Consider the following 13,954-nt stretch of genomic DNA (forward strand, 5'->3'; position numbering starts at 1 on the left):
CGCTGGCGGCTCAACGATCGCTGGTTAAGAGGTAACCCATGATTGCATTCCGCCAGCTTGCGCTCGTGCGCGGTGGTGAGCCTTTGATCGAACCCTCCGATCTGATCATCAATGATGGTGAGAAAGTGGGGATTGTTGGGACTAACGGCGCGGGTAAGTCCAGCCTGTTTGCCCTGATGCTGGGCGAACTGGCCGCTGATCGCGGTGAGCTTGCCATTACCAATGGTGCGCGTATCGCGCACATGGCGCAGGAAATCGATGCGCGCGATCGTACCATCACCGATTATGTGCTGGATGGCGATCATGCGCTGCGAGCGGTTGAACATCAGATCGATGCAGCACAGCAGGCCGGTGATGATATGCGCTACGCCGAGCTCCTCGGCGAACTTGAGCATCACGACGGCTATACGGCGCGACCGCGTGCCGAGCAACTGCTGGTGGGGCTTGGCTTCGCTCAGCACGAACTCGACCAACCGCTGAGTGCCTTCTCCGGTGGATGGCGGATGCGTGCCAACCTTGCCCGCACGCTGTTTACGCCTTCCGACATTTTGCTGCTCGATGAGCCCACCAACCACCTGGATCTGGACGCGCTGTTCTGGCTGGAGCAGTGGCTGGTGCGCTACCCCGGAACGCTGTTGCTGATTTCCCACGACCGCGACTTTCTCGACGGCGTGTGCAACCGCATTCTGCATTTCGATCAGCGTCAGTTGGTGCTATACACCGCTAATTACTCTTCGTTTGAGCGGATGCGTGCCGAGCGACTGGCGAGCCGAGAGGCTGAACGTGTGAAGCAAGAGGCGCGGCGCGCCGAGCTCGAGGACTTCGTGCGGCGCTTTCGCGCCAAGGCGACCAAGGCTCGGCAGGCGCAAAGTCGCCTGAAAATGCTCGAGCGTATGGGGGAGATCGCCCCGCTGCGCGCCGAGTCGCCTTTCACCTTTTCTATCGAGGCGTGGGACAAGATTTCCTTCCCGCTGCTCTCTCTCGATCAAGCCAATATTGGCTATGCTGAGCCGCCCGTGCTTAAACATGTGCGCTTATCGTTAGCGCCGGGTGATCGTATCGGCTTGCTGGGGCCCAACGGCGCCGGTAAATCAACGCTGATCAAAGCGCTAACCGGCGATTTGCCCCTGCTGAGCGGTGAGCGGGTTGAAGGTGAGCACTTGAAGCTCGGCTATTTTGCGCAGCATCAGGTAGATGCGCTCGACCTGGATGCTTCTGCCTATCTGCATATCCAGCGCATGTCGCCGCAAAGCTCCGAGCAGGAGATTCGCAACTTTCTGGGCGGCTTCGATTTTCGCGGCGATGATGCCTTCGCCGCGGTAGGGCAGTTTTCCGGTGGCGAGAAAGCGCGTGTCGCCTTGGCGTTGATTGCATGGCAGAAGCCGAACCTGCTGCTGCTCGATGAGCCGACCAACCACCTTGATCTCGAAATGCGAGAGGCGCTTACCGACGCGCTGGCACGTTTTGAGGGCGCGGTGGTGATCGTCTCGCACGACCGTCACCTGATGCGCGCCAGTGTCGATCGCTTTTGGTGTGTTGCCGACGGTCAGGTGGCACCTTTCGACGGTGATCTCGACGATTATCAACGCTGGCTTAAGGAGCGCGGTACGTCATCGGGCAAAGCAAAGGTTGCGCCGGAAATTGAGCAAAGCGCTGCCGAGCCTGAGGTCGAGAGCCCCGCCAGTACGCAAGCAGACAAGCGCCAGCAGCGGAAGCAGTCGGCCGCCCAGCGCGAACAGCTTAAACCGTTGAAGAAAGCGCGCGATGCGGCAGAGAAAAAAATGTCGTCATTGCAGAAAGAGATGGCGGTAATCGAAGAGCGACTGGGCGATCAAACGCTTTACAGCGATGAAAACAAGGCAAAACTGCTACAGTTGACTCAGCAACGCGGCGAACTTGGCACGGCGTTGGAAGATGCCGAGCAGCAGTGGTTGGAAGCCGAAGAAGCGCTTGAGGCCGCACAGCGATAATGCGCTGCGAAAGCTCCGGCGGTTAATGAGTCTCTTACGGTAGGAGGTTGCATGAACAAGATAACGATCCCGCTAGGCGTGGTGTTGGCCTGTGCCTTAGGGGTTGTGGGATGCTCGAAAGCGGAGCACGACGGCAACCATGAAAACGCTCAGCCTTCAGCGCAGCAGCTGAGTGCGTGTTCGCCGGGGCAACTGGAAGTAGCGGAAGCCGGAGGCGACGCCGGGGCGGGCTCTGTCTATTTAAGCTACACCTTCACCAATACGGGGGACGCGGCCTGTACGCTCAATGGCACTCCCGGGGTGCAGCGTATCAGTGCCGACCATGGCGAGATTCCGCCAACGGTAGCGCCACAGGCGGGCGAGCACAGCATCACGCTTAAGCCTCACGATCACGCTTATCTCTCGATCGGCCTCACTAATATGGGACGTGACGGTTCGCCGTACGATACCGATGAGTGCAAGCCGGTAGCGCTGCAAGGATTAGCGATAACGCTGGATAAAGGCGTGCAGCCGATCAAGGTGGCTCACCAAGGCTACGGCTGCTCAACGGGCATCGATAAGCTGGAAGTGCAGCCATTCTCGGCCACTGATCCGGGCGCTTCATAACGCACGTTCGCATTAGCGGCGGTGTAGCGCTCGCAGGTACTTCTCTATTTCATTGGGGAAGGTGTACAGCAACGCGATAAGCGCTATCGCCGCACCGCTTGGGCGACGATAGCGATGCTCCCAGTCACGAATGTCCTCTGGTGTCACGCGCATTAGCGTGGCCATGTCGTCCATGCCCAACCCCAATTTGATCCGCGCGATCTTGAGCTGATTGGTTGTATCGACCGATACCAGCCGCTTGATGGATGTCCAGTCATCGACATCATGTGCCGGTGGTGTTGCCCTCAAGCTAGTGTCCATAGCGTTGTTCCTCGTTGTCAGTGGCCTTGCGCACCGCAAGAGCGCGAATGGTATCCGCGTGCGTGCGCCAAACGGCTACATGTAACTGCTGGCCAACATAACCGAAAGTAACCAGGTGCTCTTCACCCTGTTGTGAGGCTGCGCACTGGAAAGAGCAGCGCTCGTGCTCGATGATTTCAAGCGTGAGCCACAGCGGTAGATGGTAGCGATCCATATTGATGGCATTGCTGATTGGATCGATTTCAAAATGGTAAGGCATGATAACTATCCGCAGATATGAAGGCTGAGTCGGTCAGCTATGCTGAGCTTCCCTTTGGGATGTTTTGCAGAATAGCAACGCATCCTGGTGGTTATCGGCGGGCAGCGGAGAGAATTTAGCGCGGAATTTTAAGCGCCGCGCTGGGGGCAATCAGAAAGGCAAAGGTGCGCGCAGTTACACTTCTAGCATGAAGGTGACGGGGCCGTCGTTAACCAGCGCTATCTGCATATCGGCCCCAAATTGGCCGCTTTGGGTCGCTGGCAATCGCTGCCTCGCGGCATCGAGCAAACGATCAAATATGGCGCGACCGTGTTCGGGCGATGCACCCTGAGAGAAGCCCGGACGCAGCCCTTTCGCGGTGTCTGCCACCAGCGTAAATTGTGATACCAGCAGCAACTCTCCACCGCTTGCCTCAAGCCCCAGATTCATCTTGCCGTTGTCATCGGAGAAAATGCGGTAGTTAAGCAATTTATGCAGCATCTTCTCTATCTGCGCGTCGCCATCTTCCTTCTCAACGCCAATTAACGCGAGCAACCCCGGACCAATCTGGCCGATGGTGTGATTGTCCACGGTAACGGATGCCTGGGTAACTCGCTGGATAAGGGCTTTCATGGGGTGGCTCTTGGATTGTCTGAAGGTCGTATGGATGCTTTGCCGTTGGCGCTGCTGGCGCGGTCGTTCGAAAAGGTTACCACCATTGCCAAAAATGATGCGCGGGGCCGTTGCCTTTACCCACGTTGAGTCGCGAGGATTCTTCCAGTGCGCGGGTCATGTAGTGCTTGGCTTCGTGCACTGCTGCTGAGAGCGAGGCACGTTGGGGAAGCAGGGCGGTAATCGCGGAGGCGAGGGTGCAGCCGCTGCCATGCAGGTTGCGGGTATCGATGCGCGGGGCGTCGAGTTGTTCGATAGCGCCGTTGTGATACAGCAGGTCGGCGCTATGCGGGGCATCAAGGTGGCCGCCTTTCAATAAGATGGCCGAAGGGCCGAGAGCGCTCAGTGCGGGAAGCAGTTGCTGCATATCATCGAGCGAAGCGGGCAGCGGGCAATCCAGCAGTGCGGCGGCTTCGGGTAAATTGGGCGTAATGACATCAGCAATGGGTACTAACACGTCGCGTACGGCTGCGATGCCAGCGCTATCGACAAGCGTATCGCCGCTTTTGGCGACCATCACCGGGTCGAGCACGACGTAGCGTGGGCGGTAATGCTCGATCGCGCGGCGCAGGGTAACGGCGGTGGCGCGATCGGCCACCATCCCTATCTTGACCGCATCTATAGTGATATCGCTGAAGACGCTATGCAGCTGTTGCTCAATAAGCTCGATGGGCATCGGCAGCACCTGCTGAACGCCCTGCGTATTCTGTGCCAGCACCGCCGTGATAACGCTAGTGCCGAAACCGCCCAATGCCGAGAAGGTTTTAATATCGGCCATTTGTCCGGCGCCGCCGCTAGGGTCAGTGCCAGCGATGCTCAGCAGGTGGGGAGGTGTCATACGTTTCTCGCTGCAATGCTGTCGGTCAGTGGTACAGGGTGTAAGTAGCCTGCACAGTAGGGCATGACCAGCCACTAAAGGTAAAGTGAGCGACATCACTTCCCACGCTGATTTATCAAATCATTAGCCCGCGAAGGTTTGATAACTCGATTGTATTGGTGATTGACCAAGAGTAGGCGTATAAGGTGTGTGGTCTTTACAACGTCGCGGTGAATAAGCGCCCCCAGGCGCGATACGCAAAATTCCTCCGCGGCCTGTAGCAGCATGCCCTCGCCGGTGTTCAACGATTTTGTTGGCTGGCACTGCATCGTTCAAAAATGTAGGAAAATTAGGAAAGTTTTTTCCAGACATTCGGGTTTGCGGTACACTTTAGGGTGTGACATTTCGCCGCGCTTAATAGATTTCAACATCACGCGGTCGATAACGGCGGGTAACACCGCTTTGGCAATATCGATAATTAGGCAATTAGCGGGCTGTCGGTATATCCGATTCAGCGCGCGCAAGGTCGAACATACGACCATAGGTACACGGCAAGTACCTCGACTTGATGAGTGAACAACGATGATAGCGCAATACTGGGCAGTGACTGTCTTTGTACTCGCAACTCTCGCGCTGCTGGCCTTCATGGTCGGTGCTGCCAGCGTTCTAGGTGGACGCGCTTGGGGACACGAGAAAAACATTCCTTTCGAATCCGGCATCCTGGGTGCTGGTTCCGCTCACGTTCGGTTTTCGGCGAAATTTTATCTGGTCGCCATGCTGTTCGTTATCTTTGATATCGAAGCCCTCTACATGTTTGCCTGGGCTGTGTCGGTACGTGAAGTGGGCTGGACTGGTCTCATCGGCGCCGCCGTCTTCATCTTCATTCTTCTTGCAGGTCTTGTGTTTGATGCGCGCATGGGCGCCCTAGACTGGGTGCCGAAAAAACGCGAGCACACCGCAGAACAGGCACGACACGAATCCTTTTAAATTCGCAGCATCCATTTCGATGGGTGCTGCGTTTTGCGTTTATTCAACGTCTGCGGCAGTTGCGCTGCCGCGACAGATCCAAGCTCTACGAGGCGATCTCCATGTCGTACAAGTTGACGCGCATCGACCCGAACACCCCTACCAATGCTAAATATCCCATTGGCAATCAGGGCGAAGTCGGCGATCCGATGGAGCAGCAGGCTCACAAGAATATTTTCATGGGCAAGCTTGAAGATGTACTGAGCTCGGCAGTGAACTGGGGCCGTAGCAACTCCTTGTGGCCATACAACTTTGGCCTCTCCTGCTGTTACGTGGAAATGACCACGGCCTTCACCGCGCCTCACGACGTGGCGCGCTTCGGCTCTGAGGTGCTGCGTGCTTCGCCGCGTCAGGCCGACTTCATGGTGGTGGCAGGTACCTGTTTTATCAAAATGGCACCGGTTATCCAGCAGCTCTATGACCAGATGCTCGAGCCGAAATGGGTTATCTCGATGGGGTCCTGTGCTAACTCGGGCGGCATGTACGACATCTACTCAGTGGTGCAGGGCGTCGATAAGTTTCTGCCGGTAGATGTCTACATTCCCGGCTGTCCGCCGCGCCCTGAAGCGTTCTTGCAGGGGCTTCAGCTGTTGCAGGAGTCGGTGCGTGAAGAGCGTCGTCCGTTGTCGTGGGTGGTGGGCGATCAAGGGGTTTATCGCAAGGAGATGCCGTCGCAGAAAGAGAAGCTTCGCGACCAGCGTATTGCGGTAACCGAACTGCGTACACCTGACGAAGTTTAAGTCCCGGCGGAAGACGACATTCAATGAGCGAACATCCTTTCTCTACTTCCCGCGGGCCTGATATGCCAACCGGCCTGGATCAGGCACCCGTCGTACAGGCGCTGTACAAGGCCTTTGGCGCGGACCGCTTTCATTTCCAGAACACCCTTACCGGCATGCCGGTGCTTTGGGTTGCGCGGGAAGACCTGCTCGACGTAATGAAGTTTTTGCGTCAGGGCGATAATGCGTTCGAAATGCTGTACGACCTGCATGGCGTCGATGAACGCCTGCGTGCTCACCGCGAAGGTCTGCCGGACGCTGAATTTACCGTATTTTATATTCTTGCCGACCTGTCCGGTGGCAAGGATCTAATGATTAAGGTGCCGCTGTTCGAAAACGACCTGCGGCTGCCGACGGTTACCTCTATTTGGCCTGTCGCCGATTGGTACGAGCGCGAAACCTGGGACATGTTCGGCATTGAGTTTGTCGGCCACCCGAATCTCAAGCGCATTCTTATGCCGCCTACCTGGCGCGGCCATCCGCTGCGCAAGGACTACAACGCGCGCGCTACCGAATACGATCCCTACACCATGACCATGGAAGACCAGGATCGTGAGCAGGAAGCGCTCGAGTTTGTGCCGGAGGAATGGGGCATGACGCGCGGCAAGGACGACCGCGATTACATGTTCCTGAACTTTGGCCCTAACCACCCGGCGGCGCACGGTGCCTTCCGTATCGTGCTGCAGCTCGATGGCGAGGAAGTGGTCGATTGCGTGCCTGATATCGGCTATCACCATCGCGGCGCTGAAAAGATGGGCGAGCGCCAGTCCTGGCACAGCTATATTCCTTACACCGACCGCATCGATTACTGCGGCGGAGTAATGAATAACCTGCCCTACGTGCTGGCGGTCGAAAAGCTGGCGGGCATCAAGGTGCCGGCGCGTGCTGAAACCATTCGCGTGATGATGGCGGAGTTCTTCCGCATCACCTCTCACCTGCTGTTCCTCGGTACTTATTATCAGGATATCGGCGCCATGACGCCGGTATTCTTCACCTTTACCGATCGTCAGAAGGCCTACGAAGTTATCGAGGCCATTACCGGCTTCCGTATGCACCCTGCCTGGTATCGCATTGGCGGTACAGCGCACGACCTGCCCAAGGGGTGGGATGGTCTGGTCAGGAAATTCCTCGACTGGATGCCCAAGCGGTTGCGCGAGTACGAGAAGTGCATGCACGAAAATGCGGTGTTCCGCGACCGTACCAAGGGTGTGGCTGCCTACGACACCAAGGAAGCGTTGGAGTGGGGCATTTCCGGCCCGAACCTTAGGGCGACCGGCTTCAACTTCGATGCACGTAAGCAGCGTCCCTACTCAGGCTATGAAAACTTCGACTTCGAAGTACCGCTGTGTGCCAACGGCGACATCTTTGACCGCGGCACCATGCGTATCGAAGAGATGCGTCAAAGCCTGCGCATTATCGAACAGTGCCTGAACAACATGCCGGCCGGCGACTTCAAGGCGGATCACCCGCTCACCACGCCACCGCCGCGCGAGCGTATGAAAGAGCACATCGAAACGCTGATCACCCACTTCCTGCAAGTGTCGTGGGGGCCGGTGCTCAAGCCTAACGAATCGTTCCAGATGATCGAGGCAACCAAAGGCCTGAACAGCTATTACCTGACCTCGGACGGCAGCACCATGAGCTACCGCACCCGTATTCGCACGCCGAGCTATCCGCATTTGCAGCATATTCCCACGCTGATGCGCGGCGGTTTCGTTCCTGATTTGATTGCCCACGTAGCCAGTATCGACTTCGTGATGGCCGATGTGGACCGTTAAGGGAAGGAGCTACGCATCATGAGCAGTCTTTACTCTGACCTGATTACCAGTGATCGCGCTGAAGCGCTCAAGTATGAGCTAACAGAAGAAGAGCGCACCGAAATCATTGACGAAATCGGCCATTACGAAAATCCGCGTGCGGCCTCCATCGAAGCGCTGAAAATCGTTCAGAAACGCCAGGGCTGGGTACCGGATGAAGCGATTCCTGCAATCGCCGAGGTGCTGGGCATTCCTGCCAGCGATGTAGAAGGCGTCGCGACGTTTTACAGCCAGATATTCCGGCAGCCGGTAGGTCGTCACATCATTCGTCTGTGCGACAACATGGTGTGTTTTATCAATGGTTACGAAACGCTGCGCGGCAAGATCAAAAGCGAACTGGGCATCGATGTAGGTCAGACCACCTCTGACGATCGCTTCACCCTTATTCCTGTGGTGTGTTTGGGTAACTGCGACAAATCACCGGCGATGATGGTGGATGACGATACCTACAGCAATGTCAGCCCTGACAACCTGATGAGCGTGCTGGAGGCGTACAAATGAGTTCGATTACTCCTGTGACCAGCGGCCTTACGTCGCTGGGTACCTGCAACAGCACGCCGCGGGCGGCTGAAACTCATCCGTTGACCTGGCGCATGAACGACGACGCCAGCCCGGTGTTCCTTGACGAGTATCGTGCCAAAGACGGCTACGCGGGCGCCAAGCGCGCGCTCACCGAGCTGACGCCTGATCAGGTAGCGGCCGAAGTCAAGGAAGCGGGTATCAAGGGTCGTGGCGGTGCGGGCTTCCCGGCGGGTGTAAAGTGGAGCCTGACCATGAAAGGTGAGGGCATTCCTCGCGGCTACCTGCTGTGCAACGCCGACGAAATGGAGCCCAACACCTACAAGGACCGCATGCTGATGGAGCAGCAGCCACACCTGCTGATCGAAGGCATGATCATTGCGGCCTACGCCAATAACTCCTATCGCGGCTATATCTTCCTGCGCGGTGAATATGTGCACGCGGCGGCCAACTTGCGTTACGCGGTCGAAGAAGCGCGCGCAGCGGGGCTGCTGGGCAAGGATATTTTCGGCACTGGGTTCGATTTCGAGCTGTTCGTCCACACCGGGGCCGGTCGCTATATCTGCGGTGAAGAAACCGCACTGATCAATTCGCTGGAAGGCAAACGTGCCAACCCGCGCGCCAAACCGCCGTTCCCGGGGCAGTCCGGGGCGTGGGGCAAGCCGACCGTTGTTAACAACGTTGAAACGCTGTGTAACGTGCCCGCCGTGATGGCGAACGGCGTCGAATGGTTCCACGGCCTGTGCCGCGAAGGTTCGGAAGACCACGGCACCAAGCTGATGGGCTTTACCGGCAAGGTTAGAAATCCCGGATTATGGGAGCTGCCCTTCGGCATTACCGCGCGGGAAGTGCTGGAAGACTACGCCGGCGGCATGCGTGACGGCCTGAAGCTGAAAGCCTTCCAGCCGGGCGGAGCGGGCACCGACTTCCTCCCTGCCAGCAACATCGATATCCAAATGTGCTCCAACGGCTTCGGTGCCATAGGTTCACGTATGGGAACGGCGCTGGCGCTGGCGATGGACGAAACCTGCAGCATCGTGTCGGTTATTCGCAATATCGAAGAGTTCATGGCGCATGAGTCGTGTGGCTGGTGTACACCGTGCCGCGACGGCTTGCCGTGGTCAGTGAAGCTGCTGCGCGCCATTGAAGCCGGTGAAGGAAGGCCGGGAGATATCGAACTGCTAGAAGATATCGTGCACAACGCAGGCCCTGGCAACACCTTCTGTGCGCTGGCGCCCGGTGCAATCAGCCCGCTTGGCAGCGCCATTCGATACTTCCGTGACGAATTCGAGGCAGGTCTTCGCTCTTCGTCGGTTCAGGCCTCGCCTGCAGCGGCTCAACCCTCGTTGGGTACCGCCTGAACCTAGCAGCATGTATTTCAGGGGTCGCAGGGTGAAGCCCACGACCACAGGTTTATAAAAGATTCGGCGCGATTGTTAAGGCTGAATCAGGACCGGAAAGACTAGCCCATGGCCACTATCCATATAGACGGCAAGGAATATGAAGTTGACGGCGCTGACAACCTGCTTCAGGCATGTTTGTCGCTAGGGCTTGATGTTCCCTATTTCTGCTGGCATCCGTCGCTCGGCAGCGTCGGTTCATGTCGCCAGTGCGCGGTCAAGCAATTCAAGGACAAGGACGACACCCGTGGTCGTTTGGTGATGTCCTGCATGACCGGTATTCAGGACGACAGCTACATCTCGATCGAAGATGACGAGGCGGTAAAATTCCGCGCCAGCATCGTCGAATTTCTGATGCGTAACCACCCACACGACTGCCCGGTGTGTGCGGAAGGCGGCCATTGCCATCTGCAGGACATGACGGTAATGACCGGCCACAGCAAGCGCCGCTACCGTCAGGAAAAGCGTACCCACCAAAACCAGTATCTCGGGCCGTTCGTCAAACACGAGATGAATCGCTGTATCGCGTGCTATCGCTGCGTTCGCTTCTACAAGGATTACGCTGGCGGCACCGATCTGGGCGTTTACGGCGCGCACGACAACGTCTATTTCGGACGTGCCAAGGATGGTGTGCTGGAGAGCGAATTTTCAGGCAATCTCACCGAGGTGTGCCCGACCGGCGTGTTTACCGACAAAACGCATGGCGATCACTACACCCGTAAATGGGACTTGCAGTTTGCGCCGAGTATTTGTCAAGGCTGCTCCAGCGGTTGTAATACCAGCCCGGGCGAGCGTTATGGTGAAGTGCGTCGCATCGAGAATCGCTACAACGGTCAGGTAAACCAATACTTCTTGTGTGACCGCGGTCGTTTTGGCTATGGCTACGTTAACAACGCTGATCGCCCGCGTTTAGCGCTGCTACGTGATGCCAATGCAGAAGACGTCGATATCACACTGAGTGTTGACTCCGCGCTTGATCGCACCGCCGATCGTCTGAAACGCGCTCGTCGTGTGATTGGGATTGGCTCTCCGCGTGCCAGCCTTGAAAGCAACTTCGCCTTGCGCGAGCTGGTGGGAGCCGAAAACTTCTCGACCGGTATCGAAGCGGGCGAGCTTGAGCGCCTGCACCTGATGCAGCGCATGCTGCGTGAAAGTGGTCTGCCAACACCCTCGCAGCGCGAGATCGAACACCACGACGCCGTTATCGTGCTCGGTGAAGACCTCACCCAAACTGCTGCGCGCATCGCGCTGTCGCTGCGTCAGACCGCTCGCGGTGGTGCTGTCGAACTGGCGGGTGAGTACAAGATTCCCGAGTGGAACGCGGCCGCCATCGATAACTACGCGCAGGGCTATAAACACCCTGTATTCATGGCGACCGTTACCGAAACCAAACTGGATGATATTGCACGCGATACCTATCACGGCTCGCCTGAAGAAATCGCTCGTTTCGGCTTCGGTATTGCGGCTGCGCTCGATGAAAGCGCTCCCTCGGTAGGCGATCTTGATGACGACGTACAGCGTCAGGTCGCGGATATCGTGGACGTGCTGAAAAATGCCAAGCGTCCGCTGATTATTGCCGGTGAGTCGCTGCGCTCAAACGCAGTGCTGAAGGCAGCATTCAATATCGCTAAGGCGTTCAAGAGCGCCGGCCTTAACGGCTCACTGACCCTGGTGCCAAGTGAAGCCAACAGCATGGGACTTGCCATGCTCGGCGGCGAGTCGCTCGATTGGGCCATCAAGGAGTTTGCGCGCCAGGACGCTGATGCAGCGGTGGTGCTGGAAAACGATCTGTACCGTCGCTTGCCGGCCAAACGTGTCGACGAAGCGCTCGATAACCTCGACACGCTACTGGTGGTCGATCACACGCCGACACCTACCTGTCTGCGCGCCGACATCGTGCTGCCCGCGGCTACCTTCGCCGAAGGTGATGGCACGCTGGTGAGCCAGGAAGGTCGCGCCCAGCGCTTCTTCCAGGTTTACGATCCTTCTTACTACCGCCCCGACGACCAGACGCACGAAGCGTGGCGCTGGCTGCATGCGCTGCACACTACCATCGAAGATCGCAAGGTCGATTGGACCCAGCTTGATCAGGTGACGCAGGAAGTGGCCAACGCAGTGCCGGCGCTTGCCGCTATTGTCGACGCCGCGCCGAATGCTTCGTTCCGTATCAAGGGGCAGAAGATTGCTCGCTCCCCGCACCGCTCCAGTGGACGTACGGCGATGCGCGCTAACCTTAGCGTGGTAGAGCCGCGTCAGCCGCAGGACAAGGATTCGATGCTGGCCTTCTCAATGGAGGGCTATAACGGCACTCACGAGCCGCGTCAGCAGATTCCGTTTGCCTGGTCGCCGGGTTGGAACTCGCCGCAGGCCTGGAATAAATTCCAGGACGAAGTGGGCGGCAGCCTGCGCGCTGGCGATCCCGGCATCCGTTTGATTGAGCCCGATACTGATAGCGACTCGCGCGGTCTGGGCTACTTCAGCGATATTCCAAGTGCCTTCCAGCTCTATCACGACCGTTGGCAAGTAGTGCCGCTTTATCACCTGCACGGCAGTGAGGAAACCAGCTCACGCTCCAAGCCGGTTCAGGAGCGTATTCCCGATGCGTACATCGCACTGGGTGCTGCGGACGTTGAAACGCTGGGCCTCGATCGCGCCAGCAAGGTGCGGGTGCGCGTAGGCAAGCACGAACTGCTGCTGCCGCTGCGCATTTCCAGCCGTTTGCGTCGCGGCGTCATTGGCATTCCGCGCGGGTTCGAGAATATTCCGGTCGACATCTTTGGTGAGTGGGCTCGCCTTGAGCAGGAGGTACGGGCATGAGTTGGCTTACTGGAGAGGTGATCGACGTTATCGTCGCGGTCATCCAGGCAGTGGTAATCATGCTGGTGGCTGTGGTTATCGGCGCGCTGATGAGTTTCATCGAGCGTCGTGCTCTGAGTATCTGGCAGGATCGTTACGGGCCCAACCGTGTTGGCCCATTCGGCTCGCTGCAGCTTGCGGCCGACATGCTGAAGATGTTCTTCAAGGAAGACTGGATTCCGCCATTTGCAGACAAACGGCTGTTCATTCTGGCGCCGATGGTGTCGATGGGCACCATCATTCTCGCCTTCATGGTGATTCCGATCTCCCCTTCCTGGGGCGTCTTCGACAACATGAGCGTGGGCCTGCTGTTCTTCATGGCAATGGCCGGGCTTAACGTCTACGCGGTGCTGTTTGCTGGCTACGCCAGTGTGAACAAGTACGCACTGATCGGCGCCATGCGTGCGTCGGCGCAAACCATTTCCTACGAAGTGTTCCTTGGCTTATCGCTGATGGGCATCGTGGCTCAGGTCGGCAGCTTTAGCCTCAGGGATATCGTCGAGTATCAGAGCCACTTATGGAACGTAGTGCCTCAGTTCTTTGGCTTCGTTACCTTCCTGATTGCGGCGATTGCGGTAGTTCACCGCCATCCCTTCGATCAGCCCGAAGCCGAGCAGGAGATCGCCGACGGCTTCCATATCGAATACTCCGGTATGAAATGGGGCATGTTCTTTGTGGGTGAATATGTGGGCATCACGCTGGTGTCCGCACTGCTGGTGGTGCTGTTCTTCGGTGGCTGGAACGGTCCGCTGCTGCCGCCGTTCATCTGGTTTGCGATCAAAACCGCCTTCTTCATGATGTTCTTCATTCTGATCAGGGCATCGCTGCCGCGTCCGCGCTACGACCGCGTGATGAGCTTTGGCTGGAAGGTATGTTTGCCGCTGACGCTTTTGAATTTGCTGGCCACGGGTGTCGTGGTGCTGCTCAACGCACCGGCTCAGTGAGGTAGGGATC

13 protein-coding genes are annotated in these 13,954 nt (G+C 57.6%); 9 read left to right on the forward strand and 4 right to left on the reverse strand.

What is annotated here, in order from left to right; all coding sequences use genetic code 11:
* Nucleotides 1-38 precede the first annotated feature (38 nt).
* A complete protein-coding gene (locus R84865_RS11435; protein ID WP_435639737.1) occupies nucleotides 39-1,970 on the forward strand; it encodes an ABC-F family ATP-binding cassette domain-containing protein in 1,932 nt (643 codons plus the stop codon).
* Nucleotides 1,971-2,021: 51 nt separating this feature from the next.
* Entirely contained in the window at nucleotides 2,022-2,576 is a 555-nt protein-coding gene (locus R84865_RS11440; protein WP_435639738.1) for a DUF4232 domain-containing protein, read from the forward strand.
* Nucleotides 2,577-2,588: 12 nt separating this feature from the next.
* Here the strand turns inward: R84865_RS11440 and R84865_RS11445 are convergent, their stop codons facing one another.
* From R84865_RS11445 to thiD, 4 genes are all read right to left on the reverse strand, one after another.
* Entirely contained in the window at nucleotides 2,589-2,876 is a 288-nt protein-coding gene (locus R84865_RS11445) for a helix-turn-helix domain-containing protein (RefSeq protein WP_435639739.1), read from the reverse strand.
* On the reverse strand, nucleotides 2,866-3,135 hold the full coding sequence (locus R84865_RS11450; protein WP_435639740.1) for a BrnT family toxin: 270 nt from the start codon (nucleotides 3,133-3,135) through the stop codon (nucleotides 2,866-2,868). The genes R84865_RS11445 and R84865_RS11450 overlap by 11 nt, the downstream gene beginning before the upstream one ends.
* Before the next feature lie 174 nt (nucleotides 3,136-3,309).
* Nucleotides 3,310-3,747: a D-aminoacyl-tRNA deacylase gene (gene dtd, locus R84865_RS11455; protein WP_435639741.1), complete on the reverse strand. Its 438-nt coding sequence runs from the start codon at nucleotides 3,745-3,747 to the stop codon at nucleotides 3,310-3,312.
* A gap of 76 nt (nucleotides 3,748-3,823) precedes the next feature.
* On the reverse strand, nucleotides 3,824-4,624 hold the full coding sequence (gene thiD / locus R84865_RS11460) for a bifunctional hydroxymethylpyrimidine kinase/phosphomethylpyrimidine kinase (RefSeq protein ID WP_435639742.1): 801 nt from the start codon (nucleotides 4,622-4,624) through the stop codon (nucleotides 3,824-3,826).
* Nucleotides 4,625-5,185: 561 nt separating this feature from the next.
* Between thiD and ndhC the strand changes: the two genes are divergently transcribed.
* From ndhC to nuoH, 7 genes are all read left to right on the forward strand, one after another.
* A complete protein-coding gene (gene ndhC / locus R84865_RS11465; RefSeq protein WP_435633166.1) occupies nucleotides 5,186-5,590 on the forward strand; it encodes an NADH-quinone oxidoreductase subunit A in 405 nt (134 codons plus the stop codon).
* A gap of 101 nt (nucleotides 5,591-5,691) precedes the next feature.
* Nucleotides 5,692-6,369 carry a NuoB/complex I 20 kDa subunit family protein gene (locus R84865_RS11470; RefSeq protein WP_435633165.1) on the forward strand — a complete coding sequence of 226 codons (678 nt, stop codon included), beginning with the start codon at nucleotides 5,692-5,694 and terminating at the stop codon, nucleotides 6,367-6,369.
* Between the two features lie 23 nt (nucleotides 6,370-6,392).
* The gene (nuoC, locus tag R84865_RS11475) at nucleotides 6,393-8,186 is read left to right on the forward strand and encodes an NADH-quinone oxidoreductase subunit C/D (RefSeq protein WP_435639743.1); all 1,794 of its coding nucleotides are present in this window, start codon (nucleotides 6,393-6,395) and stop codon (nucleotides 8,184-8,186) included.
* A gap of 18 nt (nucleotides 8,187-8,204) precedes the next feature.
* Nucleotides 8,205-8,726 carry an NADH-quinone oxidoreductase subunit NuoE gene (gene nuoE, locus R84865_RS11480; RefSeq protein WP_435633163.1) on the forward strand — a complete coding sequence of 174 codons (522 nt, stop codon included), beginning with the start codon at nucleotides 8,205-8,207 and terminating at the stop codon, nucleotides 8,724-8,726.
* Nucleotides 8,723-10,105 carry an NADH-quinone oxidoreductase subunit NuoF gene (nuoF, locus tag R84865_RS11485; RefSeq protein ID WP_435639744.1) on the forward strand — a complete coding sequence of 461 codons (1,383 nt, stop codon included), beginning with the start codon at nucleotides 8,723-8,725 and terminating at the stop codon, nucleotides 10,103-10,105. The genes nuoE and nuoF overlap by 4 nt, the downstream gene beginning before the upstream one ends.
* 108 nt (nucleotides 10,106-10,213) lie before the next feature.
* Nucleotides 10,214-12,961, forward strand: a complete 2,748-nt coding sequence (nuoG, locus tag R84865_RS11490) for an NADH-quinone oxidoreductase subunit NuoG (protein WP_435637989.1) — start codon at nucleotides 10,214-10,216, stop codon at nucleotides 12,959-12,961.
* Nucleotides 12,958-13,944 carry an NADH-quinone oxidoreductase subunit NuoH gene (gene nuoH / locus R84865_RS11495; protein WP_435633160.1) on the forward strand — a complete coding sequence of 329 codons (987 nt, stop codon included), beginning with the start codon at nucleotides 12,958-12,960 and terminating at the stop codon, nucleotides 13,942-13,944. The genes nuoG and nuoH overlap by 4 nt, the downstream gene beginning before the upstream one ends.
* Nucleotides 13,945-13,954 lie beyond the last annotated feature (10 nt).

This window comes from Carnimonas bestiolae, assembly GCF_051251145.1.
GTDB classification, from domain to species: Bacteria; Pseudomonadota; Gammaproteobacteria; order Pseudomonadales; family Halomonadaceae; genus Carnimonas; species Carnimonas bestiolae.